General features: G+C 62.4%; 19 protein-coding genes and 4 pseudogenes. 13 read left to right on the forward strand and 10 right to left on the reverse strand.

Features of this window, described 5'->3' with window-relative positions:
- The gene (locus tag ACVDG8_RS35750; RefSeq protein WP_447252679.1) at positions 1 to 1,641 is read right to left on the reverse strand and encodes a N,N-dimethylformamidase beta subunit family domain-containing protein; all 1,641 of its coding nucleotides are present in this window, start codon (positions 1,639 to 1,641) and stop codon (positions 1 to 3) included.
- Positions 1,642 to 1,795: 154 nt separating this feature from the next.
- Here ACVDG8_RS35750 and ACVDG8_RS35755 point away from each other — a divergent pair, with 154 nt between their 5' ends.
- Positions 1,796 to 2,044 carry a ParB N-terminal domain-containing protein gene (locus ACVDG8_RS35755; protein WP_447252680.1) on the forward strand — a complete coding sequence of 83 codons (249 nt, stop codon included), beginning with the start codon at positions 1,796 to 1,798 and terminating at the stop codon, positions 2,042 to 2,044.
- 1 nt (position 2,045) lies between these two features.
- Here the strand turns inward: ACVDG8_RS35755 and ACVDG8_RS35760 are convergent, their stop codons facing one another.
- Together ACVDG8_RS35760 and ACVDG8_RS35765 are read right to left on the reverse strand one after the other, a co-directional pair.
- Entirely contained in the window at positions 2,046 to 3,080 is a 1,035-nt protein-coding gene (locus ACVDG8_RS35760) for an isopenicillin N synthase family dioxygenase (RefSeq protein WP_447252681.1), read from the reverse strand.
- Between the two features lie 36 nt (positions 3,081 to 3,116).
- On the reverse strand, positions 3,117 to 4,280 hold the full coding sequence (locus ACVDG8_RS35765) for an IS4 family transposase (protein ID WP_447252682.1): 1,164 nt from the start codon (positions 4,278 to 4,280) through the stop codon (positions 3,117 to 3,119).
- A 288-nt stretch (positions 4,281 to 4,568) separates the two neighbouring features.
- Here ACVDG8_RS35765 and ACVDG8_RS35770 point away from each other — a divergent pair.
- Positions 4,569 to 4,963: pseudogene (locus ACVDG8_RS35770) on the forward strand (GFA family protein).
- Positions 4,964 to 5,094: 131 nt separating this feature from the next.
- Positions 5,095 to 5,307, forward strand: a complete 213-nt coding sequence (locus ACVDG8_RS35775) for a hypothetical protein (protein WP_447252684.1) — start codon at positions 5,095 to 5,097, stop codon at positions 5,305 to 5,307.
- A 64-nt stretch (positions 5,308 to 5,371) separates the two neighbouring features.
- Here the strand turns inward: ACVDG8_RS35775 and ACVDG8_RS35780 are convergent, their stop codons facing one another.
- Entirely contained in the window at positions 5,372 to 6,283 is a 912-nt protein-coding gene (locus ACVDG8_RS35780) for a hypothetical protein (RefSeq protein WP_447252685.1), read from the reverse strand.
- A 182-nt stretch (positions 6,284 to 6,465) separates the two neighbouring features.
- On the opposite strand from ACVDG8_RS35780, the gene ACVDG8_RS35785 reads away from it, so the two are divergent.
- From ACVDG8_RS35785 to ACVDG8_RS35795, 3 genes are all read left to right on the forward strand, one after another.
- The gene (locus tag ACVDG8_RS35785) at positions 6,466 to 7,338 is read left to right on the forward strand and encodes an undecaprenyl-diphosphate phosphatase (RefSeq protein ID WP_447252686.1); all 873 of its coding nucleotides are present in this window, start codon (positions 6,466 to 6,468) and stop codon (positions 7,336 to 7,338) included.
- Between the two features lie 80 nt (positions 7,339 to 7,418).
- Positions 7,419 to 7,946 (forward strand): hypothetical protein, encoded by a 528-nt coding sequence (locus ACVDG8_RS35790; RefSeq protein WP_447252687.1) that lies wholly within the window; start codon positions 7,419 to 7,421, stop codon positions 7,944 to 7,946.
- Between the two features lie 66 nt (positions 7,947 to 8,012).
- On the forward strand, positions 8,013 to 8,804 hold the full coding sequence (locus ACVDG8_RS35795; protein WP_447252688.1) for a phosphodiester glycosidase family protein: 792 nt from the start codon (positions 8,013 to 8,015) through the stop codon (positions 8,802 to 8,804).
- Here ACVDG8_RS35795 and ACVDG8_RS35800 read toward each other — a convergent pair.
- Complete coding sequence (locus ACVDG8_RS35800; protein WP_447252689.1) at positions 8,788 to 9,429, reverse strand: DedA family protein; 642 nt, start codon at positions 9,427 to 9,429, stop codon at positions 8,788 to 8,790. The two genes, ACVDG8_RS35795 and ACVDG8_RS35800, sit on opposite strands and share 17 nt — an antisense overlap.
- Positions 9,430 to 9,555: 126 nt before the next feature.
- Positions 9,556 to 10,512, reverse strand: a complete 957-nt coding sequence (locus tag ACVDG8_RS35805; protein WP_447252690.1) for a DUF1402 family protein — start codon at positions 10,510 to 10,512, stop codon at positions 9,556 to 9,558.
- A gap of 273 nt (positions 10,513 to 10,785) precedes the next feature.
- On the opposite strand from ACVDG8_RS35805, the gene ACVDG8_RS35810 reads away from it, so the two are divergent.
- The 3 genes from ACVDG8_RS35810 to ACVDG8_RS35820 all read left to right on the forward strand — a co-directional run bounded on the left by ACVDG8_RS35810 (position 10,786) and on the right by ACVDG8_RS35820 (position 13,231).
- Positions 10,786 to 11,853 carry a GH25 family lysozyme gene (locus tag ACVDG8_RS35810; protein ID WP_455707448.1) on the forward strand — a complete coding sequence of 356 codons (1,068 nt, stop codon included), beginning with the start codon at positions 10,786 to 10,788 and terminating at the stop codon, positions 11,851 to 11,853.
- 353 nt (positions 11,854 to 12,206) lie between these two features.
- On the forward strand, positions 12,207 to 12,623 hold the full coding sequence (locus tag ACVDG8_RS35815; RefSeq protein WP_447252692.1) for a DUF2314 domain-containing protein: 417 nt from the start codon (positions 12,207 to 12,209) through the stop codon (positions 12,621 to 12,623).
- 251 nt (positions 12,624 to 12,874) lie between these two features.
- Positions 12,875 to 13,231: a lysozyme inhibitor LprI family protein gene (locus ACVDG8_RS35820; RefSeq protein WP_447252693.1), complete on the forward strand. Its 357-nt coding sequence runs from the start codon at positions 12,875 to 12,877 to the stop codon at positions 13,229 to 13,231.
- An 11-nt stretch (positions 13,232 to 13,242) separates the two neighbouring features.
- On the opposite strand, the pseudogene ACVDG8_RS35825 reads toward ACVDG8_RS35820, so the two are convergent.
- Positions 13,243 to 13,609 (reverse strand): annotated as a pseudogene (locus ACVDG8_RS35825) (VOC family protein).
- An 81-nt stretch (positions 13,610 to 13,690) separates the two neighbouring features.
- Between ACVDG8_RS35825 and ACVDG8_RS35830 the strand changes: the two are divergent.
- Together ACVDG8_RS35830 and ACVDG8_RS35835 are read left to right on the forward strand one after the other, a co-directional pair.
- Complete coding sequence (locus tag ACVDG8_RS35830; protein WP_447252694.1) at positions 13,691 to 14,155, forward strand: DUF488 domain-containing protein; 465 nt, start codon at positions 13,691 to 13,693, stop codon at positions 14,153 to 14,155.
- Positions 14,156 to 14,953 (forward strand): hypothetical protein, encoded by a 798-nt coding sequence (locus ACVDG8_RS35835; protein WP_447252695.1) that lies wholly within the window; start codon positions 14,156 to 14,158, stop codon positions 14,951 to 14,953.
- Positions 14,954 to 15,013: 60 nt separating this feature from the next.
- On the opposite strand, the gene ACVDG8_RS35840 is transcribed toward ACVDG8_RS35835, so the two are convergent.
- The gene (locus ACVDG8_RS35840; protein ID WP_447252696.1) at positions 15,014 to 18,781 is read right to left on the reverse strand and encodes a vitamin B12-dependent ribonucleotide reductase; all 3,768 of its coding nucleotides are present in this window, start codon (positions 18,779 to 18,781) and stop codon (positions 15,014 to 15,016) included.
- Positions 18,782 to 19,495: 714 nt separating this feature from the next.
- On the opposite strand from ACVDG8_RS35840, the pseudogene gltX reads away from it, so the two are divergent.
- Positions 19,496 to 20,870 (forward strand): annotated as a pseudogene (gene gltX / locus ACVDG8_RS35845) (glutamate--tRNA ligase).
- On the opposite strand, the pseudogene ACVDG8_RS35850 reads toward gltX, so the two are convergent.
- Positions 20,788 to 22,012 (reverse strand): annotated as a pseudogene (locus tag ACVDG8_RS35850) (DUF2865 domain-containing protein). The pseudogenes gltX and ACVDG8_RS35850 overlap by 83 nt on opposite strands.
- Positions 22,013 to 22,249: 237 nt before the next feature.
- On the opposite strand from ACVDG8_RS35850, the gene ACVDG8_RS35855 reads away from it, so the two are divergent.
- Complete coding sequence (locus tag ACVDG8_RS35855; RefSeq protein WP_447252698.1) at positions 22,250 to 22,867, forward strand: DUF1287 domain-containing protein; 618 nt, start codon at positions 22,250 to 22,252, stop codon at positions 22,865 to 22,867.
- A 21-nt stretch (positions 22,868 to 22,888) separates the two neighbouring features.
- On the opposite strand, the gene ACVDG8_RS35860 is transcribed toward ACVDG8_RS35855, so the two are convergent.
- Positions 22,889 to 25,210, reverse strand: a complete 2,322-nt coding sequence (locus tag ACVDG8_RS35860) for an NADP-dependent malic enzyme (RefSeq protein ID WP_447252699.1) — start codon at positions 25,208 to 25,210, stop codon at positions 22,889 to 22,891.
- Between the last annotated feature and the right edge of the window lie 158 nt (positions 25,211 to 25,368).

Below are 25,368 nucleotides of genomic sequence, written 5' to 3' on the forward strand. Positions count from 1 at the left end.
TCAGGACTTTCCAAGATAGCGGTCGAGAACATTTTTCGTCACGCGTTCGACCATCGGATCCTGCCTTAGCAGGCCGGCGACCCATTCGCAGCTTCCGGCGTGGAATACTTCGCCCTTGCCGCGCTGGAAGTTGACGATCATGCCGTTGCCGCGCTTGACCTTGTCGAGGTTGGCGTCGCTCGCCTCACCGAACAACGTCTCGGCGGTAAAGCGTCCGTCCTCGTCGGTGAGGAACTGGTCCTCGATCGGGATGTCGGCGCTCTCCTCGACCTGGCTCGCCATGCCGACGGCAAGCACCTGCAATCCGTCAGGCGCGCCGCTGTCTGGTGCCGGATAGGGCAGGCCGCCGCGGATCTCGAAATCGAGGCCGTCGACCTCATAACCATAGACATGGCTGTCGGCGCCGAGAAGATCGCCATAGTAGATGCCGGTACCGGCAAAAGCCCAGTGTTCTGGACGATAGACCGGGAAACCGCGCACGCCGCGCGGCGCGCATCCACCCCAGCCGGCATAGACGCCGCGTGTCGCGTTGAGGCCGAAGGTCGCGCTGCCGGGGCGGCCGATTTCGGGCGCTTCCCAGGAATTGGTGGCGCGGGTTACGTCGCCGCCGCGATAGGCAGGGTCTTCAGCCCGCGCCCGGTACTTGTAGCAGACCTGGCGGCGGCCCTCGTCCTCCAGCCTGGTCTGCCACATGAAATTGCCGGCAAAGCGCGCTGCATGGCCGCCGTGCTCGACATAGGCGTCGACCGCATCACGCATCTCCCAGGTCCAGTATTCGTCATGGCCGACGAAGACGACGCAGTCATAGCCTTCGAGGATTTCGGGCGAAAAATGCAGGTCGTGCTGGCTGGCGAGATCGATGGCGTAGCCTTCGCGCTCGGCGAAGCGGAAGAGATGACTGTCATAGCTCGCCCAGCCGGAAGAGGCGTATTTCTTGGAATGTCCAGTGGCGAAGGCCCATTCCATATGCGGGTAGCGCGGCACGGTTTTGGGCGGCACAGCCACCTCCAACGGCACGCGCGGCGCATCCTTGGGCAGCACCGCGAAGCCACGGCACCAGGGGCGTTGCGTCGACACCATTGTGGCGTACTGGTCGCGCTTCGGGCCGGTGATGCCCTGGTAGTGGTTGGAGCCGCCCCAGGTGTTGTAGGCGAGCCAGGTCCCGGTCGCCGCGACCTGCAGCAGGCGCCCGGGTTTCTTGCCCGGCAGCGGCGCGACAATGAAAAGGTGATGGCTGCGGATCAGCTTGCCGTCCCGGCCATCGGCCGTAAGCGCTATCCGGTAGGCGCCGGACGGCCAGTCGGCTTCGACGCGGAAGTCGAACGAGGTTTGCCAGCCGCAACCTTCCACGGAGCATTGGTCGGGCGTGTCCTGCCAACGCGCCAGCAGCCCCGTTTTCTCGAAGACTTTGGTCTCTGCATCGCCGTCGCGGACGATGGCGATGCCGTATTTCGGCGCCGTCGAACTGACATTGAGCGTCACCGTCTCGCCCGGGCGGTAGGAAAAGCGGTCGCTGTAGCACCAGATCTCGCCACGCTCGCCATCCATCCCCGGCCATTCGTAATAATGGCCGCGCACCGCCTCGCGGCGCTGTTCGGGCGTCAGCCCGAAATCGGGGAATTCGGTTGGCAACTGCGTCAAGGAACACCTGAAACGGAGAGGCTGCCATTGAGACCATTGGCCGACCAAGCGTCAAATGGAAACGATCGGGCCAGCAATTGCTTAGCCACCCTTGGCCACACCCACCAAAGCGACTATTTCAGGTGAGGCGGTATTTTCCGCCTCGGGAGCGGGCATGCTAAGAGTGCAGAAGGTCAAGGTCGCCGACATTTACGTGCCGACGGCGCGTAAGAAGACGTTGCACCCCGAAACGGTTCGTCACCTTGCCGAGGACATTCTGGAGAACGGCCTGAAGACGCCGATCCAGGTGCGCCACGACGGCAAGCGCCATATCCTCGTCGAAGGGCTGCATCGGCTGGAAGCCGCCAAATGGCTGGGCGAGACCGAGATCGACGCTTATATGGTCCAGGCCAAGCGCCACTGATTTACGAAGCCTTGGCTCGCCGTGGCTGGCGCAGATGCCTGACGCCGCTCATCTCGACGAACTTCGTCGCCGTGTCCCAGAGATAGTCGCCATAGAGGAACGGTTTGAAGGTTTCGGCGCCGGCCAGGGGCAATGGCGCGATCTCGGCATCGACGCGCGGTTCATAAAAGAACGGGATCGAAAAGCGCGCCTGTTTCGGCGCGATCACCCGGTGCCTGGTGGCGCGCACGCGGCCGGCCGTCCAGCGCTCCAGCAACTGACCGAAATTGACGGCGAGCGTGTTGTCGGCGGGCGGCACGTCGATCCATTCGCCGGCAAGGTTTTTCGCCTGCAAGCCTTCGACACCATCCTGCGCCAGCAAGGTGACGAAACCGGAATCGGCATGTTCGCGGCCGATGACCGTGCGCGTCTCGCCTTTGTGCAGCACGGAGAAATCCGGGCCGCTCAGGTCGACGCCACTGTTTGGATCGCGCAGCGGATAGCGGATCAGGCGCAAGGTTGAGATGCCACCTTCGAAATCGGCATCGAAGATGGCTTCCGGGAGGCCAAGCCCGCGCGCGACCGAGCGCAGCAGCGCGTTGCCGACCGCTTCCATCGCCCGGTAGTAGGAGGCGGCGGCCGCGCGCCAGCCAGGCAAGGCGCTTTCGGGCGGCAGCGGCGTCGGCTCGCAGAGCGGGTCGCTGGCATCAAGGCCCGTCGTAGCGGCCGTTGCATCGGCGATGTCCGGCCCCATGTCGATGCCTTCCTTGTAGGAGACGGCATTCGGCTGCAGCGGGAACCAGCCGCGATAGACATTTTTCTTCGTCGGGTCGAAATTCCAGCGCAGCAGCTTCTGCTTCTCGGCCTCGGGCAGCGAAAAGAGCGCCAGCAGCCGTGCCCGGTTCCGCGGCGTCAGCCAGTCGTCGCCCGGAAAATCGCGGATCGCCATGAAGCCGATGCCGGAGGCCGCCGCCATGATCCTGGCGTCGGTTTGATCGCGGGCGGGTGAGGGCGACCCGAACAGCGCCGCGATCGCGATCGTATCGATATCGGCCATCAATCTTCCTCCTGCCGCAGGGCTGTCCGGGGAAAGTTATTCATATATGAAGGCCATCTGATTGGGGGAGGATCGGTCTCTTGGTCGGCTCGGATTGACCGGCGGCGGCTTGTCGATGGCGTGTATTTTTCGCCGCCCGAACAAGTATTGGGCGACCATCTCTGTGAACCTCAGGATTGGAATGGCGACGCAGCGGGTGCGCGCGACGATGCGCAGCAGTGCATAGGCCATCATTGCCGCGAAGAGCTGCAGGCGGATTGCATTGGCGTTGTTGCCCAGGAACTTGCGGATATTGAGGTGCTGCTTGATCCAGCGGAACAGAAGCTCGATTTGCCAGCGGCCTTTGTAGAGCTGCCCGATCTCGACTGCGGAGCGCTCCAGGTCGTTGGTCAAAAGCATGATGGTGTCGCCCTGCTCGCGCTGAATGCGCAGGCGCCGCAGGCGCATCGGCAGCTTGCAAACGCCCTTGCTGACCAGGCTCACCTCACTGTCTTCCAGGACCAGGAAGCCGTCGCCCTGCGGCTCGGCTATGGGGCGATTGCACACCTGCGCCAGCCCCATGTTGGTCTTGGGCCGCGTCACGAAGACCGACCCGGCCTCGGCGATCACCGTCCACCAGCCATAGTGGCAATAGCCCTTGTCGAACACATAGGTCGCCGCGGGTTCGATGGTGATCCGGCGGCCGATCTGGGCGTCGTTGACGTTGGCGTCGGTGATGTCGAGGACGCGCGGATGGTCGGCCTTCGGGTCATAGACGACATGCACCTTCATGCCGCGGATGCGGCCGTTCGACTTGGCCCAGTCGCACAGCTTGCCGAGTGGAATGGGGGTCGAGTCGATCAGCCGCAGCATGTCTTGGCCCTCTTGCCGCGTCTGTCGGTCGAGCAGGCCCGCCACAAGGCTGAAGGCCTCGGCAAAGATGGCGACCGGACGCCGTCTGTTGGCGTCCGACAAGGTCGAACGCATCAGCGGACCGCTGCCCAGGTGGTAATGGTGCTGGCGGTTGGCGTTCCAGCCGGCCTCCAGGCCGCGCAGACCGCTGCTGCCGCAGAACTGGGCATAGATCAGCACCACCAGATGATCCCAGCTCCTGAACGATTTGTCGTAGGCATCCCCGTCGTGGCGATCCACAATTGCCTGGAATTGACGGCGATCGACGGCTTCAAGAAGCTGCCCGAAGATGCTAGGTGCAAAGCGCATGCCCCGTTCCTTTTCTGAGTCTCGACAACCAGAGAAAAGACGGACAAACCCCGTTTTACGGGGCATGCACATGCGGCATTTCGATTCACTCAAAACTTTCCCCGGACAGCCCTGCTCCTGCCGGGACGACGCAAGCAGGGCGTGGCTGCCGCCGATTGTCAATCACAGGCAGGCACCGGTCGTTGGGCCACCGCATCAGCACAATCGATCGCTTCCCATCAGAGCTTTTTGATTGACGCGATGAGGCCGACCGCTACCGTGGCGGTATCCGAGGAACGAGTGATTGCGATGACGAAATATCAGGGCGGATGCGTGTGCGGCGCGGTGCGCTACAAGGCCGAGGCCGAGCCGATCAACGAGCGCGTCTGCCATTGCGGGCTTTGCCAGAAGGCGATTGGCGCCGCCTTCAATGCGCGGCTTCTGTTCCGCATCGACGACGTGGCCATCGAAGGCCACGTGGCGACGATAAACACCTCGCCGGACCTCAAGCGCGGCTTCTGCCCGGCCTGCGGCACGACGATGTTTTCGCGGCGCGATTCAGGGGCATAATCGGCATCACGTCAGGTTCGCTCGACGATCCCTCGGTGTTCAAGCCCGACATGCATTTCTGGATCGCCTCGAAACAACCATGGCTGCGGCTGGACGATGGCCTGCCGCAATATGAAGGCGCGCCGCCGGCCTGATTCACTTTTTACTGCACATTACTGCACAAAAATTTCATCTTCGATTCACGAGATAGCCGGCAAAGCGTCATTGGCGAGCCATGATTGGCTTCTTATTTATGCGTTGCGGGCCGATATCGAGGAGACGACTGATGAGCGAGACCATCAACACCCTGGACGAGCTGCTGAACGACCCGATGGTGCAACTTGTCATGGCGCGCGATCGCGTCCAGCCGGCCGAGCTTCGGTTGCTTCTGGAAAAGGCCCGCGACAAGGCTGGCGACGATTCTCGTATCGACCAGGCTTCGGTGCCACCCGCGCATATGGTGGCGAGAAGCTGCCTGAAGCAGTGGCTGCATCGCTGAGGCAAACGCGGAAAAAATGCATTGCGGTTTCCGTAAGGAATTGCGCAAAGACAACAGCCGCGGGTCAGCTCGAATGCGCCGGCAGGTAGCTATAGTGGCTGCGTGAATAGGCGAGCCTGAAGCCGAGCCGGTCGTAGTTGCGATAGGCCGGTCCGTGGCGACCGGGATGCGGCGCCTCGATGTCGGCGACAAACAGTTTCGCGCCGGCGGCGATCCCGTCGCGAACCACCCTTTCCCCAAGCATGGCATCAAGATTGAAGCTTGGCGCCATGATCCCAGGCACCGGCGCGTCGATGCCGCTCCAGGCGGCGCCGTCAGCACCAATAAAGAGCGAGCGCACCGCCTCCACCGTACCTCCGCGTTGCAGCATATAGTGACGCCAGCCCTTGCGGCCGACGAGCGCTATCAACCAAGGCGAGGTGGGCAGTCTGTAGTTGCGATCGATGAAGGAAGCCCATTGCGAAGCTGTCTCGCGCGTAACCTCCTCGACCAACAGATCGTCGACAGGGAAGAACGTTTCGGCGGCCAGCGGCTTTGCGTCACGATAGATGCGCTCCCAGCCGCCCTGCTGCTGCAGGCCGCGTGCTTCCAGCCAGCATCTCAGCCGCGACGGCTCGGTGTGCGGATTGACATAGAACCACGGCCGCATGATGCCGGCGTCGCGATAATGCGCGAGCAGCGCGTCGACCTGTGTCTCCGAGGCCGGATTGTCGACGCCGATATTCTTCACGCAGTTGAAATGGATGAACGGGATTGCCGTGCAGGTGGTCCAGACGAGGTCGCCGTCGCTGGCGATCGACAGGCCTTGCCGTGCCGCGAAATCCGCGGGAGCCGCTTCGTAAAGGTCGAGCCAGGCAGCGACTTCGGCGCGCTCGATGGCGCGGCTGATATCACGCGATACCTCCTCGATTGCGATTTGCGGACTATGCGGTCGCGGCGGCATGGCTTGCTGCAGTTCCGAGAGGGCGGTCGACATGATGATCCTCCGACTTGCCTTACAGTGTAAGATTAGCAAAGGATAATATGGCGACGGCCGTTGTCAAGCAGGATTAGTGGCACCTTACAAATCCGTGAGTTGGAATCACGCTATCGTGAGGCTAAGCCTGTCCTCGATGGCTTTTCGAATGACGATTCACTTTTCGCTGAGAAAGGGTTGAGATGACCGACGTCTGCACTCAAGGGTTGGATACTGGATTCGTCGGCCTGGGCTATGCCAAGGTCGCATTTTTAGGCGTCGTCCAGGGCATCACCGAATTGCTGCCGATCTCGTCCACGGCGCATATGCGCATCGTTCCGGCCGTGCTCGGCTGGCAGGACCCCGGTTCGGCCTTTTCGGCGGCCATGCAACTGGCGGCGCTTGCCGCCGTCGTCAGCTATTTCTGGGCCGATGTCCGCGGCGTGGTCTTCGGATCGCTGTCGGCGCTCACCCAACGCGATTTCGCCAACCGCGATTTCCGCCTGGCGGTCGGCATTGTCCTTGCGACGGTTCCGATCGTCATTGCCGGCCTGGCGCTTTCGAGCACCCTCAATGCCTGCGGCTCGCCCTTGCGCGGGCTTGCCGTCATCGGCTGGGCCTGTATCGCCATGGCGATATTGCTGGCGCTTTCCGAAATCTATGCCAGCCACCGGCTGACGCTCAACAAGGTCTCGATCCTCGACGCGCTGCTTGTCGGCGTGGCCCAGGTCGGCGCCCTGATCCCCGGCGTGTCGCGTTCGGGATCGACGCTGACGGCAGCACTTGGGCTGGGCTACACTCGACCCGAGGCGGCGCGGCTTTCCTTCCTGCTCGGCATTCCGGCGATCGCGCTTGCCGGCCTCAAGGAGCTTTGGGAATTGCACAAAGCGCATCTCGACGCGCATGGCTGGTCGATCCTGGCGGTCGGCCTCGTCGTCGCCTCGATCTCGGCCTTTTTCGCCATCTGGGGCCTGATGCGGATCCTGGAACGTTTTTCGGCCTGGCCTTTTGTGATCTATCGTGGCGTGCTTGGCGTCGTCCTGTTGATCGGCGTGGCCACGGGATGGCTTACCTAGCCCATTTGGCACCGCCAGGAATTCGCGCACGATCGGTGCGCCTCGCAGGTTTTCTCGGCTGCTGCACTCTGGCGGCGTTTGTGTCGAGCGCGCATGGCCAGAGCAGCGGGGCCTGGCAAGCCGGTCAATATTCCTTCTCCGACGAACTCGGCGGCTTTCGCATCCGCTCGGTCTCCGGGATGGGCACGAGAGCCGATCCAGTCATCGTCGACGAAGAACTGGAGTCGGCGGATCCCGTCGTCCTGGAGATCCGCGAACGGCAGCCGGAGGCCAACTTCACGGAGGGGATCCTCTATTTGCGTATCGTGGCGCTCAACGATAGCGGCCATCCATGGGTGGATTTCCTGTTTGAACTTCAATCGATCCTGAACGAGCCGAGCACGTTCGGCGACGGCCTGTCCTTCGACCAGATCCACACGCCGCCGGACTTCATTTCCTGCGACAGCTTCGCCAGATACGATCGTGAGTTGGAACCGTTCGACCGGCTGCGGTTTCTCGACGGCCATGTCGATCCGCTGAGGCGCTCGACCTTCAATTTCCTCATCACCGACTTCAATCCCAAGCCGGTCTTCTATTTGCTGCAGGATCCGGGCATTCCGGCATCGTGACGCTTGCACAATCGCCGCGAGAGGGCCGTTTTCTCGCTTTCCGGTCGTCTATAGAGTGATGCCCGCATGGATCTTGTGACGCTTCTGCAATCGGTACCCTTGCTGGCAATGCTGGTGAAATCGGCGGTGCCGGCGGTGGTTGGCGCTGGCTTGAGCGCCGGCCAATGGCTGGCGGCGCTTCCGCCTTGCCGCGACCACACCTTTGAGACGGCGACCTATCTGGTTTGCGAGACCGATCCGAAGCTTTTCTCCATCGAGCTGTTCTGGAAGAACCGGGATGGTGCCCTTTACCGCTCGCTGCACAATCTGCGCACCGCAGAACAGGCCGCCGGCCGTACCATGCTGTTCGGCATCAATGCCGGCATGTACCATCCGGATCTTGCGCCGGTCGGTCTCTACGTCGAACGCGGCGAGCAGATCACACCGGCAAAAACCGGCGCGGGCACCGGCAATTTCTCCATGCAACCGAATGGCATCTTTTATCTGAGTGGCAACAAGGCCGGCGTTCGCGCGACGAAGGATTATCTGAAACGCCGGCCGCGGGTGGACTTCGCCACGCAATCCGGCCCGATGCTGGTGATCGACGGTAAGCTGCATTCGAAATTCCAGGCCGACAGTTCGTCGCGGAAAATCCGCGACGGCGTGGGCGTGCGCGCCGACGGCGTCGCCGTCTTCGCCATCTCGAACGACGTCGTCACCTTCCACGAATTCGCGCGCCTGTTTCGCGACGACCTCAATTGCCCGAACGCACTCTTCCTCGACGGTTCGATTTCGAGCCTCTATGCGCCGGCGATCGGCCGCAACGACGATTTCTGGAATCTCGGACCGATGGTCGGCGTGTTCAGGAAGGGCGGCTAGCGCGACTACGGCTGCGCGCGCGGAGCTTGATGCCGACCAGGGCGATGACGATTGCCACGACGATGACAACAGCGGCGAGCGCCAGGATGGTCGTCGTGCTGAACTGGATGAGTTCGCCCGCGCCCTTGGCGACCAGCCAGCCCGAACCCAGGATGGCCGGCGCCCAGATCAGCGCCGAGAGGATGTTGGCGAGCTGGAAGCGATGCCGGTTCATGCCCATCATACCGGCAACCAGCGGCACCGTGGCCCGGACCGGGCCGAAGAAACGGCCAAGGAAGATTGCGGCGAAGCCGTAGCGCTGGAAGAACAGCCTGGCGCGCGCGATCTCGCGGCGATAGCGGTTGAGCGGCCATTTGTGGACGACGCCGCGCCCGAGCTTCACGCCAAGATAATAGGAGACGATATCGCCGAGCGCCGCGCCGACGATCGCGGCGAGCACAACCGGGACAGGGTTGATCAGACCGGCTCCAACCAGGCCGCCGACGATGACGAGCACAGTGGTGCCGGGCAGCAGGATGCCGATCAGGATCAGGGATTCGCCAAAGGCGAGCAGGCCGACGATGAGCCCGGCCCAGGCCTGATGCGTTTCGATGAGCCGGACGCACTGATCGACAAAATTCTCCATCAGAGCATGATGCCGAAGAGTGTGAAGCGGCTTTCGGGCGGCATCATGCTCTATCCCTTTGATTTAGAGACGGATTCAGATCTCAGGTCGTTTCGACCTGAGATCATCCGGCTCTAGGCCTCTGTCTCAGCTGCCGCTGTCGAGCAGGCTTCTCAACTCGTCGAGCTTTTCGTTGACCAGCCAGCCGTAATAGTTCTCGACCGGCAATTTGTGGCCCGAGGCCTTCAATTGGGCGGCGCGCAGCCTGGGCTGGCCGACATTGTAGAGCGTGGCCGTGATGCCCGGATTGCCGGAGATATCGAAGCCCTGTTCCTTGTATGCCTCGATCGCATCATGCACGATTGCCGCGATGTAGACGATGCTGCGATCGGGATCCATCACGTCGCGGTAGATCGCCTGCGGGTCGTCGGGGGTCAGCCTGGCGTAGCCGCTTACCCGGTTGACGAGGTCGGTGACTTCGAGCGCGGTCAGCGGGCTGATCTGGCCGAGCCCAAAAGTCTGGCCGGCGAAGAATGGCTGGAAGAACGCCTGCTGGAAGGTCATCGGCTCGTAGGCGACACCGTCCACGGTCTTGCCCTTGAAATGCCCGGTCCAGACCCTGTCGCGGCAGCTCCACAGAGCCGCGCTGCCTTTGGCCTCTTCGCAACTGGCGAATTCCGGGCGCTTGACGAAATCCTGCACGCGCACGCCCTTGTAGCGGAACGCGAAATCGAGCCCGGAATAGGAAAGCGCCTTGACGTAGTAGGTCTGAACCGAACCGACCGCGGTGACGTTGTAGGTATGTTCGCCGACCAGCGCGCCGACGATGTGGATGGGATCGATGTCGTAAGCGGCGGCAGCCTGCTTGATGTGCGCCACCAGCTTCGTCTCGTGCTTCAGCAGCGCGATGATCTTTTCGTATTTCTCGTTGTAGGTCGTCTTGAACGCGCGGGTGCGGTTGGCCGACGCGCTTGGAATGGGTGGCTGGGCCTCCGAACGGTTGCCGGGCGGCACGACGATCAGTTTTTCCGCGCGCGCGGGCGAACCCTGCAAGGCGCCGACAAGGCAGGCAAGCAGCAGCGAGAGGCGAAAGACACGGAGCATTTTGAGTTGGCGCTTTCATCGCGAGCGAATGGATCGCCTTTGTCTCAACGGTGAAGCGTGTGCGCTGTCAAGCGCGGCGAAGGCCGGTCGGGCTGCGTTTTCCGTCGAATTCGCGCCGGCGAGGTGACGAGGACACACCGATTCGCGCCCGCGCTTGTCGGCCAAAAGTAAATTTTGATTCAAACTTTGTTGGTAATTTCTCGTTAGGAAAGGGCTGATTGTCCGATGGTGCCGTTCCTGCCTCGGTCTGTTTTGTATCGCGTACAGGTCAAGATGCGGATTGTCAGCGTCGTCAGTTTCGTGCTCGCATCGCTATGCCTTGCCGGCTGCTCGTCCACGTCGGGCGTCGATGCCTTGCAGGCGCCGTCCAACGAGACGACCAGTTCGGTCGTGCGGCCAAGCGCGCCCGTATCGAAAGCCGGGCGGACGGCCCGGACCGAAAGAACCGTCGAGACCGCGTCGATGTCGGGTGCTGCGCGTATTGCACCGCCGGCGCCGCTGCTTGGCGACGAGAATTCGCGCCTTGGCGAGGACAACGCCCGTCTCGACGAGGACAATGCACGCGACGATGACGAAAATCCGCGCCCATTCGGCCTCGCCGAGGAGGAGACCGTAAATTTCCCCGCACAGGGCCTGCCGGACAGCGTCGAGCCGCCGGTGCAAGAGGCGGCGCTCGTTGCGAAGCCGAAGCGGTTGTCGCGCGCGGCGCCCGCAATGCTCGCCGGTCCGGTCACGCGCTATGCGTTCCGCGATGCCAAGCCGATGAATTTCGGGCGCGCCTCGCCGCGCCATCTTGCCGTCCACGGTGTCGACGTGTCGCGCTGGCAAGGCGACATCAACTGGGACAAGCTGCGTGCCCAGGGGGCCAACTTCGCTTATATCAAGGCGACCGATGGCGGCGACCATCTCGATCCGATGTTCATGAAGAACTGGCGCAATGCCGATGCCGCCGGGCTGAAGCGCGGCGCCTATCACTTCTTCTACTGGTGCCGCACTGCCGGCGAGCAGGCCGACTGGTTCATCCGCAACGTGCCGAAGGTCGACGGCGCGCTGCCGCCGGTGATCGATGTCGAATGGAACGGCGATTCTTCCTGCAGGCGCAAACCTTCGCGCGAAAAGGTGCTGGAGAAGATGCAGGTGTTCATGGACAAGCTCGAGCGTCATTACGGACAGCGGCCGATCATCTACACATCGCCGGATTTCTATCGCGACAATCTGCAGGGCGCCTTCGAGGATTATCCGTTCTGGCTGCGCGCGGTGGCGCGGCACCCTCAAAAGTCTATCCGGGCCGCAAATGGCTGTTCTGGCAATATTCCGGATCCGGCCTGTCGCATGGCGTGACGGGTCGCATCGACCTCAACGTCTTCCATGGCGACGAAAAGGCATGGCGCGCTTGGCTGGGCGGGGGCGGGCAGATGATGGCCGACGCCGACTGAGGTCGCGATCTCTTCAGCTGGAGAGACGCGCTCTCAATTTTCAGCATTTCGCTAACCGCCCGCTCACCGTGTCTCTTAGCGGTGCGGCAATGGCCTTCCGGTAACGTGTCCGTGATCGCGTTTTGGAGGGTTTATGCGCAATCCGGTTCTGGCAGTCGCCTTTGTTGCCGTCTTTGGCTACGGATTTTACAATGCGATGGGGCACACGCCGAGCGACAAGCCGGTCGCATCCCGGAGGCCGCGCCCGGCGCCTTGCCGATGTCGCCCCGGCCGATCAAGGAAAATGTCGTCGCCTACTTCACCGCCGACCAGGGCATGCAGGGCGCCAAGGCCAAAGGCCACGCGACGCTGGCGCGCTTTCGCCAATTGATGGCCGCCGGTACGTCGGGCACCTACACGATCAAGTTTCCGCTGACACAGAACGGCGCCACCGAGCACATCTGGCTACAGCTCACCGGCTACAACGAGGGCCGCTTCGTCGGCCTGCTTGCCGATGAGCCGGTCAACGGCAACAAGTATAAGATCGGCGATCGCATGACGGTGGCCGAAGCCGATGTCGAGGACTGGATGATCCGCAACGGCGGCAGCGTCTATGGCGGCTATACGGTGCGGCAGGCATTTGCCGACATGCCGAAGGAACAGGCGGCAAGCTACGGGATCACATTCAGGGACTGAGCGGCTTGCTGTCCTGATACCCGGTCGAAGCCGGCCGCTAAGATATTGCCTCACAAATCCGGACGGTGATTTTTAGCGCGCGGGTTCCCCACGTCTGGCGCGGGAGCGGCTTTGCGTCCAGAATTGCATCAGCATAGAGATCGGGCCTCGGAGGCGAAATACGGATTGTCGGCGCGCGGCTTTGGCTTGTCGGAGGCGCGACCTCGCTCGCGCTGGCGGCGGCGCTGCCTGCGGCTCTGTTTGCCTCGGGTTTGAAGGATGCCACGGCTGAGACGCTCGACCGCTGCCTGAACGACGCAGTCAACGGCACGACTGCCGGCCAGACGGATTGCGAGGCAGCGGCGACCAGCGATTACGATCGGCGCATGAATGCGGCCTATGCCACGCTCATGCACAAACTGCCGCGCGCGGCGGCGCAGCAACTGCGCCTGTCGCAGCGCGCCTGGCTGGCCTTCCGCGACGCCGAGGCGAAGGCGCGCGACGCGCTCTATGAAACGAGGCAAGGCACGATGTACGTGCCCATGCAGGCGGCCGACGCGACCAACGTCATCCGCGACCGCGCGCTTCTGCTGGAGGGTTATGTGCGGGTGATGGCGATCGATGAGTAGGGCGCTCAAGGCTAGTTGATCATCGCCTCTATATTGTAGCCGTTGGGATCCAGCACGAAACAGGCATAGTAGTTCTCGGTGTACTCCGGACGCGGCCCCGGCGCGCCATTGTCCGCCGCACCCGCTTCGAGCGCTGCCCGATAGAAGGCGTCGACCTCGGCCTTGTCCTTCACGCGCAAGGCGACATGCAGATGGGTGAGCGGCGGCTTCTCGCCCGTGCTCTGGATCTCGAACAGACAGCCATTGCCGACATCGAAAGCCCAGAACACGCCCTCCTTGCCGAAGGAGAGGGTGTGTCCCAGCGGCGCAAAAGCCTTTTTCGTAGAAGAGCTTGCTCTTATCGAGGTCGCTGACTTCGATGGTGATATGGTCGATCATGCTAGTCTCCGCAGGCCGAGCGTCACGCTTCGGACAAGTTTGATCGTTTATGACCAGCGTAGCAGAACTGTGAGATATCCTATGGCGCTACTAACGATTGGCTACGAAGGTTCCGAGATCGGCGATTTCGTGTCCGTTCTTAAGGCAGCAAAGATAGACGTACTTATTGACGTGCGAGATTTGCCGCTGTCAAGGAAGCCGGGCTTTTCTAAAAATTCGCTCAAAAGACACCTCGAAGAGTCTGCTATCGAATATCGACATGCGAAGACTCTAGGTGATCCAAAAGAGGGTCGGCTGGCCGCGCGAAGCGGGGATCGTCGGCGGTTCGAACGAATTTTCAGAAGCCATATTGCCAATGAGGTTGCTAAAAAAACGATTGGCGACATATCTGCTCAGTCCGAAAACAAAAATATCTGCCTGATGTGTTTTGAGCGAGATCACAAAGACTGCCACCGGTCCATTGTTTGCGAAGAGATATTGAAAAATAGAAATATTACCATTAAGCATCTTGGTGTACCGAAAGGGTTTTGTCTAAAGGCGGCTTGATTGGCGTCAATAACTCAACGCGATTCAGCGGTGGTCCTTGTAAAGGCGGCGCCGCGCGTCGGGGAGACCCACGGCGAACTGGTCTGCTGTGCCGGCATAGACTTTAGCGGAAATTGGATACGCTTGTATCCGGTCGCGTTTCGTACGCTGCAAGATGCCCAGAAGTTCGGCAGATGGGACACGATTGAATATGGTTGGACTCTCCCGAGAGGCGATCAACGACGTGAGAGCCGGCGACTAGAACATAAATCGCTAGTGATTACAGGCACTTTGTCTGAAAAGTCACGATCTCAGTTTTTAGCTCGGCACGTTGTTTCCAGTCTCGCTGCTGAGCTGGAAAGAGGTCGGAGTTTGGCACTTGTTCGACCAAGAAATGCAGAATTCCTCGTCGAGCGAAAGGATCGCAATACGTTTGAGAGTGAAAAAGTCAGGTTTCGGAAGTGGCATGACCAAGAGGCCAACAGCTTGTTTGGGTTCCTAGAAAAAAGCCTGGTTCCTTATGAGCCTGCACCTTTTGTCTTCAAGTATAGGTATGAAACCGACGATGGCGTGCGCGAAGGAACGTGCCAGGACTGGGAAATTGAGGCCACCTTTCTTCGGTGGCAACGTCTATACGGCGAGGCAGAAACGCTGCAGAAAATGTCAGATCGATTTGGAATAGAATATCCAAAAAAGGGTTTTGTTCTCGCTATGGGGACCCACAAAGCCTACCCGCAATGGTTGATCAATGGCGTTATCCGCCTCGACCATGGAATTGAAAACGAAATCCAACAATCGCTTTTTGAGAGTCCGACATAAATCGGCCCGATCTTGCGACCGGGCCGATCATGTTACGTACGTTTTAGCGGCTCAGATTCCTCAGCTGCACCCGCTCGTGCTTCCGCACGTGTCGCACTTCTCGCAGGTGCCGTTCCGCACCATGGTGAAGTTGTGGCACTCCGTGCATTCGTTGCCTGTGTAGCCCTGCAGCAGTGACTGCTGGCGGCGGGTGGCGGCGAGTTTTTTGGCCTCGGCGGCCTCGTTGGCGGCGGCGTCGGTGAACAGTGCCTCGGCGCTCGACACTTCCTCCTCGACGATCTCCTCGGCCAGTTCCTTGGCGCGATCCTCATAGTCGCGCTTGTAGGCGATCGCCTCGTCGCTTGCTGGCTTCAGCGTCAAGACGTTGGAGCCGGAGAAGGCGGTGGGCGCGGCGCGGGCAGGGGCCGTGGTCGGGGCAGCGCCGGCAAAGCCCTTGGGCTCGGAGCCGACGCCCGACACCAGCTTGACCGGCGAGACGCCGCGGGTCAGGCCCTTGGAGAAGGGTGTCGCCTTGCCTTCGGTGATGCCGCGGCCGAGCGCGGTCTTGTCGAAGTCGGACTGGTCGACATGGGCGAGGTCGTGGCGGGCGAGGTAGGAGACCGCAAGCTCGCGGAACACATAGTCGAGGATCGACGTCGCGTTCTTGATCGCGTCGTTGCCCTGCACCATGCCGGCCGGCTCGAACTTGGTGAAGGTGAAGGCCTCGACATATTCGTCGAGCGGCACGCCATACTGCAGGCCGAGCGAGATAGCGATGGCGAAGTTGTTCATCATCGCGCGGAAGGCAGCACCCTCCTTGTGCATGTCGATGAAGATCTCGCCCAGGCGCCCGTCGTCGAACTCGCCGGTGCGCAGGTACACCTTGTGGCCGCCGACGACGGCCTTCTGGGTGTAGCCCTTGCGGCGGTTCGGCAGTTTTTCGCGGTCGCGGTAGAGGCGTTCGATGACGCGCTCGACGATCTTTTCCGTCACTTGCACGGCGCGCTGCGCGGCGGGCGCGGCGATCAGCTGCTCGATGGCCTCATCCTCGTCGTCCTCGACATCGGCGAGCAGCGAAGAGTTGAGCGGCTGCGACAGCTTCGAGCCGTCGCGATAGAGCGCGTTGGCCTTCAGCGCCAGCTTCCACGACAGCATGTAGGCGCCCTTGGCGTCTTCCACCGTCGCGTCGTTCGGCATGTTGATGGTCTTGGAGATGGCGCCCGAGATGAAGGGCTGGGCCGCCGCCATCATCAGGATGTGGCTGTTGATTGACAGCGAACGCTTGCCGATCTTGCCGCAGGGGCTGGCGCAATCGAACACCGGCAGGTGCTCGGCCTTGAGGAAGGGCGCGCCTTCCAGCGTCATGGCACCGCAGACATGGATGTTGGCGGCCTCGATGTCCTTCTTGGAGAAGCCCAGCGCCGGCAGTATCTCGAAGGCGAAGTCGCCGAGCTGCTCGTCGGTGAAGCCAAACGTCTCCTTCACCCAGTCGGCGCCGAGCGTCCACTGGTTGAAGACGAACTTGATGTCGAAGGCCGACTTCATCGCCGCATTGAGCGCCGCGATTTTCTCGTCGGTGAAGCCCTTGGCCTTCAGCGAGCCGGGGTTGATGCCGGGCGCCTGGTTGAGGTTGCCGTGGCCGACGGCGTAAGCCTCGATCTCGGCGATCTGGCTTTCGGAATAGCCGAGCGTACGCAGCGCTTCCGGCACGGCGCGGTTGATGATCTTGAAGTAGCCGCCGCCGGCAAGCTTCTTGAACTTCACCAGGGCAAAGTCGGGCTCGATGCCGGTGGTGTCGCAATCCATGACCAGACCGATCGTGCCGGTCGGCGCGATCACGGTCGCTTGCGCGTTGCGGTAGCCATGCTCCTCGCCGAGCTCGATGGCGCGGTCCCAGGCGGCTTTCGCATGCTCGGCAAGCGCCTGCTGCTTGAGGTCGGAAGCGACCAGCGGCACCGGATTGACGGCGAGCTTCTCATAGCCCTGCTTTTCGCCATAGGCGGCGCGGCGATGGTTGCGCATGACGCGCAGCATGTTCTGGGCGTTGCGGTCATAGTCCGGGAAGGCGCCGAGCTCGCCGGCCATTTCGGCCGAGGTCGAATAGGCGACGCCGGTCATGATGGCAGTGAGTGCTGCGCAGATGGCGCGGCCCTCGTCCGAGTCATAGGGAATGCCCGACGTCATCAGCAGGCCGCCGATATTGGCGTAGCCGAGGCCGAGCGTGCGGTATTCGTAGGAGAGCTTGGCGATTTCCTTCGACGGGAACTGCGCCATCATCACCGAGATTTCGAGCACCATGGTCCACAGACGGACAGTGTGCTCGTAAGCGGCGATGTCGATCGTGCCGTCGGCATTGCGGTAGGGCAGGAGGTTGATCGAGGCGAGATTGCAGGCCGTGTCGTCGAGGAACATGTATTCCGAGCACGGGTTGGAGGCCCGGATCGCACCGGCGGACGCGCAGGTGTGCCAGTCGTTCATCGTCGTGTTGAAATGCAGGCCGGGATCCGCGGACGCCCAGGCGGCGTAGCCGATCTTTTCCCACAGGTCGCGCGCCTTCAGCGTCTTCAGCACCTTGCCGTCCTTGCGGGCGGTGAGCTGCCAGTCGCTGTCGGCCTCGACGGCGCGCAGGAAATTATCCTTCAGCGACACCGAGTTGTTGGAGTTCTGGCCGGAGACGGTGAGGTAGGCGTCGGAATCCCAGTCGGTATCGTAGGTCTTGAACGACATCGAGGTGTAGCCTTGCTTGGCGAACTGGATGACGCGGTAGATATAGTTCTCCGGCACGGCATCCTTCTTGGCGGCCTTGATCTCGCGCTTCAGCGCGGTGTTCAAGGCAGGGTCGAAGCAGTCGCCGCCATTGCCTTCGCAATTGACGCAGGCCTTCATGATCGCTTCGAGATGCTTCTTGACGATCTTCGAGCCGGTCACCAGCGAGGCGACCTTCTGCTCTTCATTGACCTTCCAGTCGATGAATTCCTCGATATCGGGATGGTCGGCGTCGACGATGACCATCTTGGCCGCGCGGCGCGTCGTGCCGCCCGACTTGATGGCGCCGGCGGCGCGGTCGCCGATCTTGAGGAAGCTCATCAAGCCGGACGAACGGCCGCCGCCGGACAGCTTCTCGCCTTCGCCGCGCAGCATGGAGAAATTCGAGCCGGTGCCGGAGCCGTATTTGAACAGGCGCGCTTCACGCACCCACAAATCCATGATGCCGCCCTCGTTGACGAGGTCGTCCTGCACGCCCTGGATGAAGCAGGCATGCGGCTGCGGATGCTCGTAGGAGGATTTCGACTTGGTCAGCTTGCCGGTGAAGGGGTCGACATAGAAATGACCCTGGCTCGGACCGTCGATGCCGTAGGCCCAGTGCAGGCCGGTGTTGAACCATTGCGGCGAGTTCGGCGCGACGCGCTGGGTGGCGAGCATATAGGCGAGCTCGTCGCGGAAAGCGCGCGCGTCGTCCTCGGACTTGAAGTAGCCGCCCTTGTAGCCCCAGTACGTCCAGGTGCCGGCAAGGCGATCGAAGACCTGGCGGGCGTCGGTCTCGGAACCATAGCGCTCAGCCTCCGGCAGCTTGGCGAGCTCGGCTTCGTCGGCGATCGAGCGCCACAGGAACGAAGGGACGTCGTTCTCCTCGACCTTCTTCAGCCGCGCCGGCACGCCGGCCTTGCGGAAATATTTCTGCGCCAGGATGTCGGCCGCGACCTGGCTGAATTGCACGGGCACATCGATGTTATCCAAGCGGAACACCACCGAACCATCGGGGTTCTTGATTTCCGACAGCGCCTTGCGGAATTCGATCTCCGCATAAGCAGACTGGTCTGGCTTGGTGAAGCGACGCTCGATGCGCATTGGTCCGGTCCCTTTTTGTCTATATATAGCGCTTTTCCCCGGGGATTTCTGCCCCACATGGCGAAAAGCGCAGTCCGCCGTTTGCCGGCATCGCAGGCGACGCCGACACTCTCCTTGTCGCAAGTGCCGGCATGCAGTCAGCGATACGCCCTGCCGAGCGTTTGCCCGGGCTGCAGACCGACCCTCGCGGGTCCCTCAACTGAAACTTTGGTCGATTCCCTCGTTCGAGGGAGGTTCACACTATCTAGCGTCGAGCCTGCCTGCAAACACTAAATATAGTGTTAACAGATCATTTTTTCCAGGCCGACAATTGTCCCTTTCGCCCACCCAAGCCCCCACCGATCCCAACGCTTCCGCCGGCCTCGTAACAGGCGGAAATCCGGGCAAAACGCACAAAATCCGGGAAAAAGACCGGCCTCAAAACTTTCCGGTCACGCTCTCAACAGGAACGCATGGCCCATAAAAAGCGACTCGTCCTTGCCCGTCAAGGATTCTGTTTGCGTAGCTTTTATGACCCCAACATCTTGTGTGTCACACATGTGGATAACGGGGACATGCGACGCCCTGCTTTGCAGGCACTTGACGAGGTTTATCAGCCTGCCCGGAAGCCCGTGTCTGCCCCATGGCTTTTCATTTTAGCTGGCTTGCACTATCTGTTGCCTTCGCGCGGGGGCGCGCCTTGTCAATGTGAAAAGCATCCGCTACGCCCCGCCCATGACAGTTACCGTACGTTTTGCCCCGTCGCCCACCGGCCGCATCCATATCGGCAATGCGCGCACCGCGCTGTTCAACTGGCTGTTCGCCGTGAACAACAAGGGCCGCTTCATCCAGCGCTTCGACGACACCGACATTGCCCGCTCGAAGCAGGAATTTGCCGATTCCATCCTCTACGACCTGCATTGGCTCGGCATCTTTCCCGATGCCACCGACTATCAGTCGAGGCGTTTCGAGATCTACGACGCGGCGGTCGAGAAGCTGAAGGCAGCGCGGCTGCTCTACCCTTGCTACGAAACGCCCGAGGAACTGGATCTTCGCCGCAAGGTGCGCCGCACGCGCGGCCTGCCGCCGGTCTATGGCCGCGAGGCGCTGACGCTGACGACCGAGCAGGTGGCCGAATACCGGTCGGACGGACGTCGGCCGCACTGGCGCTTCCTGTTGCCCAATTTCACCAGCGACCCATTGCAGCCGGAGCGTACCGAGGTGCACTGGAACGATCTGGTGCGCGGCGAAGAGACGGTCGATCTGGCCTCGCTCTCGGACCCGGTGCTGGTGCGCGAGGACGGCACTTATCTCTACACGCTGCCCTCGGTGGTCGACGACATCGAGATGGGCGTCAGCCATGTCATCCGTGGCGACGACCATGTTACCAACACCGGTGTGCAGATTTCGATCTTCAAGGCGCTCGGCGCCGAGCCGCCGGTTTTCGGCCACCACAATCTGCTGACCACCTCGACAGGCGAGGGGCTGTCGAAGCGCAGCGGCGCGCTGTCGATCGAGAGCCTGCGCGAGGACGGCATCGAGCCGATGGCCGTCGCCTCGCTCGCCGTGCTCGTCGGCACGTCGGAGAACGTCACCGCCGCGCACGACCTCAGCGAACTCGCCGGCCATTTCGACCCGGCGGCGACCTCGAAATCGTCGGCAAAGTTCGATCCAGCTGAACTGTTCGTGCTCAACCGTTCGCTTTTGCATCACATGTCGTTCGACGAAGCGCGCGACCGGCTGATGGTGCTCGGCATTTCCGGCGACAAGGCCGAGCCGTTCTGGATGGCCGTGCGCGGCAATCTCGACCGGCTGGCCGATGCCGCCACCTGGTGGCGGATTCTGGAGTGACGGCCCGCCGGAGCCGGCCGAATTTTCCGGCGAGGATCGCGATTTCCTCAATCAGGCATTCGACGTGCTGCCGGAGGAGCCATGGAACGGCACGGTCTGGAAGGACTGGACCGGCAAGATCAAGGAAGCCACCGGACGCAAGGGCAAGCCGCTGTTCATGCCGCTGAGGCTCGCGCTTACTGGGCGGACTGCGGGGCCGGAGCTTTCAGATCTATTGCCGCTGATGGGTCGGGAAGGAACGCTGGCCCGACGACCCTGACCTTGCGCTGGTCGGGCGGCAGCGCCGACACCGGCGATACCGGCACCTTGGTGGTGAGGCGCTTGATCGCCTCGCGGTCGAGCCCGCCCTGGGTGTTGGCGAGCGTTTCCGGATCGGCGCCCGGGTCGGGCTTGGCAGCCGGCACCGGGATGAACGGCGCACTTTCATTTTCCGGCTGCGACTGTTCGGGATTGGGCGGATTGCCGCCGATGATCGAGAAATTGCCGGCCTGCGCATTGCAGCCGCAGCTCGGCGGTCGCGAATAATTCGCCTGCTTGTAGAGATAGGCGCTGGGCAGTTCGCTGTAGGGCTGGCCTGTCGCCGAGGAGGTCATCGAACCCAGAATCGTCGTCGATTCCACGCGAATAGAAGACCTGCATTTCGGTGCCGGGGCAGCTCGATCTGCAATTCTTCTGGTCGCGCTCGAAATCACCGACGGAAGCGGCGTTCGACATCGGGAAGAAATAGCCGTCGCAGGTGCGCACGCACATGGTGTGGAATTCGCCGCCCATTCGCGGCAGGTCCATGCCGTCGGGCTGGTTGATGACGCGGCGGACGTTGCGCACGCTCGGATCGTCGGGCGGCACGTCCGACGCGTCCGGCACGTTGTCGAGCGTCTCGCTTTCCGGATGCTGCCGTCCGAAAAGCTGCTCGAAGATACTGCCGCCGCCATTGTCGCGGGCAGCCTCCTGGGTTGGCGCGCGCCGTGGCGCGATCTCGTCGTCGCGGCAGCCATTGGCGTCGAGCGCCGCCAGGATGCGGCTGCGGTCTTGCCGGGTGCCGCCGGCCGCCAGCCGCTCGCGCTTGGCCTGCAAAGTGTCGAGATTGGCGTTCATGCGCTGGATCGAGGCATTGATCGCGGCGCATTGGCTGACACTGCGCGAAAACAGCGAAAAATCGCAATTGGCATCGTTTGCCCGGCTGCGTGCCTTGGCGAGCTGCTCGCGCTGGCGCTGGATGGCGTCGTCATATTTGCCGATCAGGCCCGGTCCGCCGCCCCCGCCGCGCGTGGCGGCAAGTTCGGCCTCGAGCTGGCGGCATGTGCGCGACGCCGCCTGCGGTTCGGTCACGGCAACGGCCGAGGCGGCAAGCGCTGCAAGCAGCGCCGCAAGGTGGGTCAGCCTCAACCCTCCGCGCGTCATATGCCAACCCCTGCTAGCCCGTTTGTCGGGATGCTACCGGATTCGCGGTTAACCGTTTCCTCAATCTACAACCAAAGACGATCTCGACCCAAATCGCCGATGCAGGTGCTGGCGGGGCTGCGTCGACAAAGCCGCGACCGCCAGACTTTTCCCGTGCATGAAAGTTGCATGGAGCAGGTGCAAAAAAGGCGTATTCGGGCCTGAAAAATCCCCTCGATCCAGCCGGAGGCCAGGGCAATGACCCAGATTACCCGTCGAGCCGCACTGCAGTTCGGTCTTCTGTGCCTGGCGATGCCGGCCGCCAGGGCCGAGAAAGGATCGGCTGCCGATTGGCGCAAAAGGCTGGTCGATGCCGCGCGTCGGCAGATCGGAATCACGACCATCTACGATCCGGCCTACACACGCATCGCCTATCCCGGCGGAGATGTCGCGCCGGAGCGGGGCGTGTGCACGGATGTCGTGATCCGCGCTTATCGCAATGCCTTCAAGCTCGATCTGCAAAAGCTGGTGCATGAAGACATGCTGGCCGATTTTGCGGCTTACCCGAAGGCATGGGGCCTGAAATCGACCGACCCCAACATCGACCACCGCCGCGTGCCCAACCTTGCCGTGTTTTTCGCCCGGCGCGGCGCGTCCTTGCCGGTCAGCCAGGACCCGGCCGACTATCAGCCGGGCGACCTGGTCACGCAGATGCTGCCCGGCAATCTGACGCATATCGCCATCGTTTCATCCAACCGCTCGGCTGAAGCGCCGGAACGGCCGCTGGTCGTCCATAATATCGGCTGGGGCGCCCGCGAGGAGGACACTTTGTACGTCTTCCGGCAGACAGGTCATTTCCGCTTCGCGCCAATCTGAGTGGCCAGCTCGGCACCTAACTCAGAGCGGAGCGAGCGCCTGCGCCTTGTGCGCGGCCTCGACCACGGCCAGCGCGGTCAGGTTGACGACACCGCGCGAGGTCACCGACGGCGTCAGGATATGCGCCGGCTTGTCGGTGCCGAGCAGGATCGGTCCGACATGCAGCGCGTCCATCATGGCGCGCAGCGCCGTCAGCGTGATGTTGGCCGAATCGAGGTTCGGGAACACCAGAAGGTTGGCTTCGCCCTTTAGCCGCGAATGCGGATAGACGCGCTGGCGCAGATGTTCCGACAGCGCGGTGTCGGCATGCATTTCGCCGTCGCACTGCAAGTCCGGCGCGATGCGGCCGAGGATTTCGGCCGCCTGGCGCATCTTCAATGCGCTGGTGGAATCGCGGGAGCCGAAATCCGAGTGCGACAACAGCGCCGCCTTCGGCTCGATGCCGAAGCGCTGGATTTCCTCCGCCGCCAGCACGGTCATTTCCGCGATCTCCTCCGCAGTCGGATCGACCGAGACATGCGTATCGGTGAGGAAGATGATGCCGCGCTGCGAGATCAACATCGACAGCGTCGACAGGTCGTAATCCTTGATGCCGGCGCGTGGCCCGATGATCAGCGTGACGTTGCGCAAATGCCGCTCGAAGCGGCCTTCGAGGCCGCAGATCATGGCGTCGGCGTCGCCGCGCTTCAGCGCCAGCGCCGCGATCACCGTGTTGTCGGTGCGCACCATGGTGCGCGCGGCTTCCGTCGTGATGCCGCGCCGGCCGGCGAGCTCGATCAGAAGATCGACATAGTGGCGGTAGCGCGGATCGTCTTCGGGATTGATCAGCGCAAAATCGACGCCCGGCTTGATGCGCAGGCCATAGCGCTTCAGGCGCACTTCCACGACATGCGGACGGCCGATCAGGGTCGGCTCGGCAATGCCTTCCTCCAGCACCACTTGCGCGGCGCGCAGCACGCGCTCGTCCTCCCCGTCGGCATAGATGACGCGCTTGGCGCTCGAAGTCTTGGCCGAGGAAAACACCGGCTTCATCACTAGGCCGGAGCGGAAGACGAAGCGGTTGAGCTTGTCGATATAGGCGGCGAAATCGGCGATCGGCCGTGTCGCCACGCCGGTGTCGCAGGCGGCCTTCGCCACCGCCGGCGCGATGCGCAGGATGAGGCGCGGGTCGAAGGGCGAGGGGATCAGGAAATCCGGGCCGAACATCGGCGTCTCGCCGGAATAGGCGCGCGCCGCGACGTCCGAAGGCTCCTCGCGGGCAAGGGCGGCGATTGCCCTGACCGCGGCCATCTTCATCTCCTCATTGATGGCGCTGGCGCCGCAGTCGAGCGCGCCGCGGAAGATATAAGGAAAACACAGCACGTTGTTGACTTGATTGGGAAAATCGGACCGTCCCGTGCATATCATGGCGTCCGGCCGGGCGGCCCGCGCCACCTCCGGCATGATCTCGGGGTTGGGATTGGCCAATGCCAGGATCAAAGGCTTCGGCGCCATATGCTGCAAAAGGTCCGGTTTCAGCACGCCGGCGGCGGAGAGGCCGAGGAAGACATCGGCGCCGGCAATGACATCGGCGAGCGTGCGCGCTTCGGTATCCTTCACATAAGGATCCTTCCAGCGGTCCATCTCCTCGACACGGCCCTTATGGGCGACGCCGAAACGGTCGGTGACCCAGATGTTCTCGACCTTGGCGCCGAGCGAGACGAGCAGGTTGAGGCAGGCAAGCGCCGCGGCACCCGCGCCCGAGGTGACGATCTTGATGTCGGAGATCGCCTTGCCGGCCAGTTCAAGCCCGTTGAGGACCGCGGCGGCGACGATGATTGCCGTGCCGTGCTGGTCGTCGTGGAAGACCGGAATGCTCATGCGGGCTTTCAGCCGCTCTTCGACCTCGAAGCATTCCGGCGCCTTGATGTCCTCGAGGTTGATGCCGCCGAAGGTCGGTTCCAACGCGGCGACCGTCTCGACCATGCGGTCGATCTCGGGCGCGTCGATCTCGATGTCGAAGACGTCGATGCCGGCGAATTTCTTGAACAGCACCGCCTTGCCTTCCATCACCGGCTTGGAAGCGAGCGGGCCGATGTTGCCGAGCCCGAGCACGGCCGAGCCGTTGGAGACGACGCCGACCAGGTTGGCGCGCGCGGTATAGTCGGCGGCGGTCGCCGGATTGTCGCGGATCTCCAGGCAAGGGGCCGCCACGCCGGGCGAATAGGCAAGCGCCAGGTCGCGCTGGTTGCCAAGCGGCTTCGTCGCCTGGATCTCGAGCTTTCCCGGGATCGGATATTTGTGGAAGAAGAGGGCGGCCTCGTCGAGGTCCGACCGGGCCGTTTTCTTGTTCTCGCCGTCCATTACGGCCTCCCTCTGCTTCCTGCTTTCCGAGCCTTTTAGAGCAATTCCAGGAAAAGTGTGAAACGGTTTCCGTCTGCAATTGCATCAAGCAGGATGCACGCGAGCGCGATTTTTCGCGACGCCAAACCCCGGGCGTCGCGTTCACATTCGCGAAACCG

Source organism: Mesorhizobium sp. ORM8.1, assembly GCF_053005525.2.

What these genes read in the sequence shown, in the direction of transcription:
- ACVDG8_RS35805 (WP_447252690.1), bottom strand. Translation starts at nt 10,512, where the DNA reads ATGCTCCGTGTCTTTCGCCTCTCGCTGCTGCTTGCCTGCCTTGTCGGC.
- ACVDG8_RS35765 (WP_447252682.1), bottom strand. Translation starts at nt 4,280, where the DNA reads ATGCGCTTTGCACCTAGCATCTTCGGGCAGCTTCTTGAAGCCGTCGAT.
- ACVDG8_RS35780 (WP_447252685.1), bottom strand. Translation starts at nt 6,283, where the DNA reads ATGTCGACCGCCCTCTCGGAACTGCAGCAAGCCATGCCGCCGCGACCG.
- ACVDG8_RS35840 (WP_447252696.1), bottom strand. Translation starts at nt 18,781, where the DNA reads ATGCGCATCGAGCGTCGCTTCACCAAGCCAGACCAGTCTGCTTATGCG.
- ACVDG8_RS35860 (WP_447252699.1), bottom strand. Translation starts at nt 25,210, where the DNA reads ATGGACGGCGAGAACAAGAAAACGGCCCGGTCGGACCTCGACGAGGCC.
- ACVDG8_RS35795 (WP_447252688.1), top strand. Translation starts at nt 8,013, where the DNA reads ATGGATCTTGTGACGCTTCTGCAATCGGTACCCTTGCTGGCAATGCTG.
- ACVDG8_RS35760 (WP_447252681.1), bottom strand. Translation starts at nt 3,080, where the DNA reads ATGGCCGATATCGATACGATCGCGATCGCGGCGCTGTTCGGGTCGCCC.
- ACVDG8_RS35855 (WP_447252698.1), top strand. Translation starts at nt 22,250, where the DNA reads ATGACCCAGATTACCCGTCGAGCCGCACTGCAGTTCGGTCTTCTGTGC.
- ACVDG8_RS35785 (WP_447252686.1), top strand. Translation starts at nt 6,466, where the DNA reads ATGACCGACGTCTGCACTCAAGGGTTGGATACTGGATTCGTCGGCCTG.
- ACVDG8_RS35800 (WP_447252689.1), bottom strand. Translation starts at nt 9,429, where the DNA reads ATGGAGAATTTTGTCGATCAGTGCGTCCGGCTCATCGAAACGCATCAG.
- ACVDG8_RS35775 (WP_447252684.1), top strand. Translation starts at nt 5,095, where the DNA reads ATGAGCGAGACCATCAACACCCTGGACGAGCTGCTGAACGACCCGATG.
- ACVDG8_RS35815 (WP_447252692.1), top strand. Translation starts at nt 12,207, where the DNA reads ATGTCGCCCCGGCCGATCAAGGAAAATGTCGTCGCCTACTTCACCGCC.
- ACVDG8_RS35755 (WP_447252680.1), top strand. Translation starts at nt 1,796, where the DNA reads ATGCTAAGAGTGCAGAAGGTCAAGGTCGCCGACATTTACGTGCCGACG.
- ACVDG8_RS35830 (WP_447252694.1), top strand. Translation starts at nt 13,691, where the DNA reads ATGGCGCTACTAACGATTGGCTACGAAGGTTCCGAGATCGGCGATTTC.
- ACVDG8_RS35810 (WP_455707448.1), top strand. Translation starts at nt 10,786, where the DNA reads ATGCGGATTGTCAGCGTCGTCAGTTTCGTGCTCGCATCGCTATGCCTT.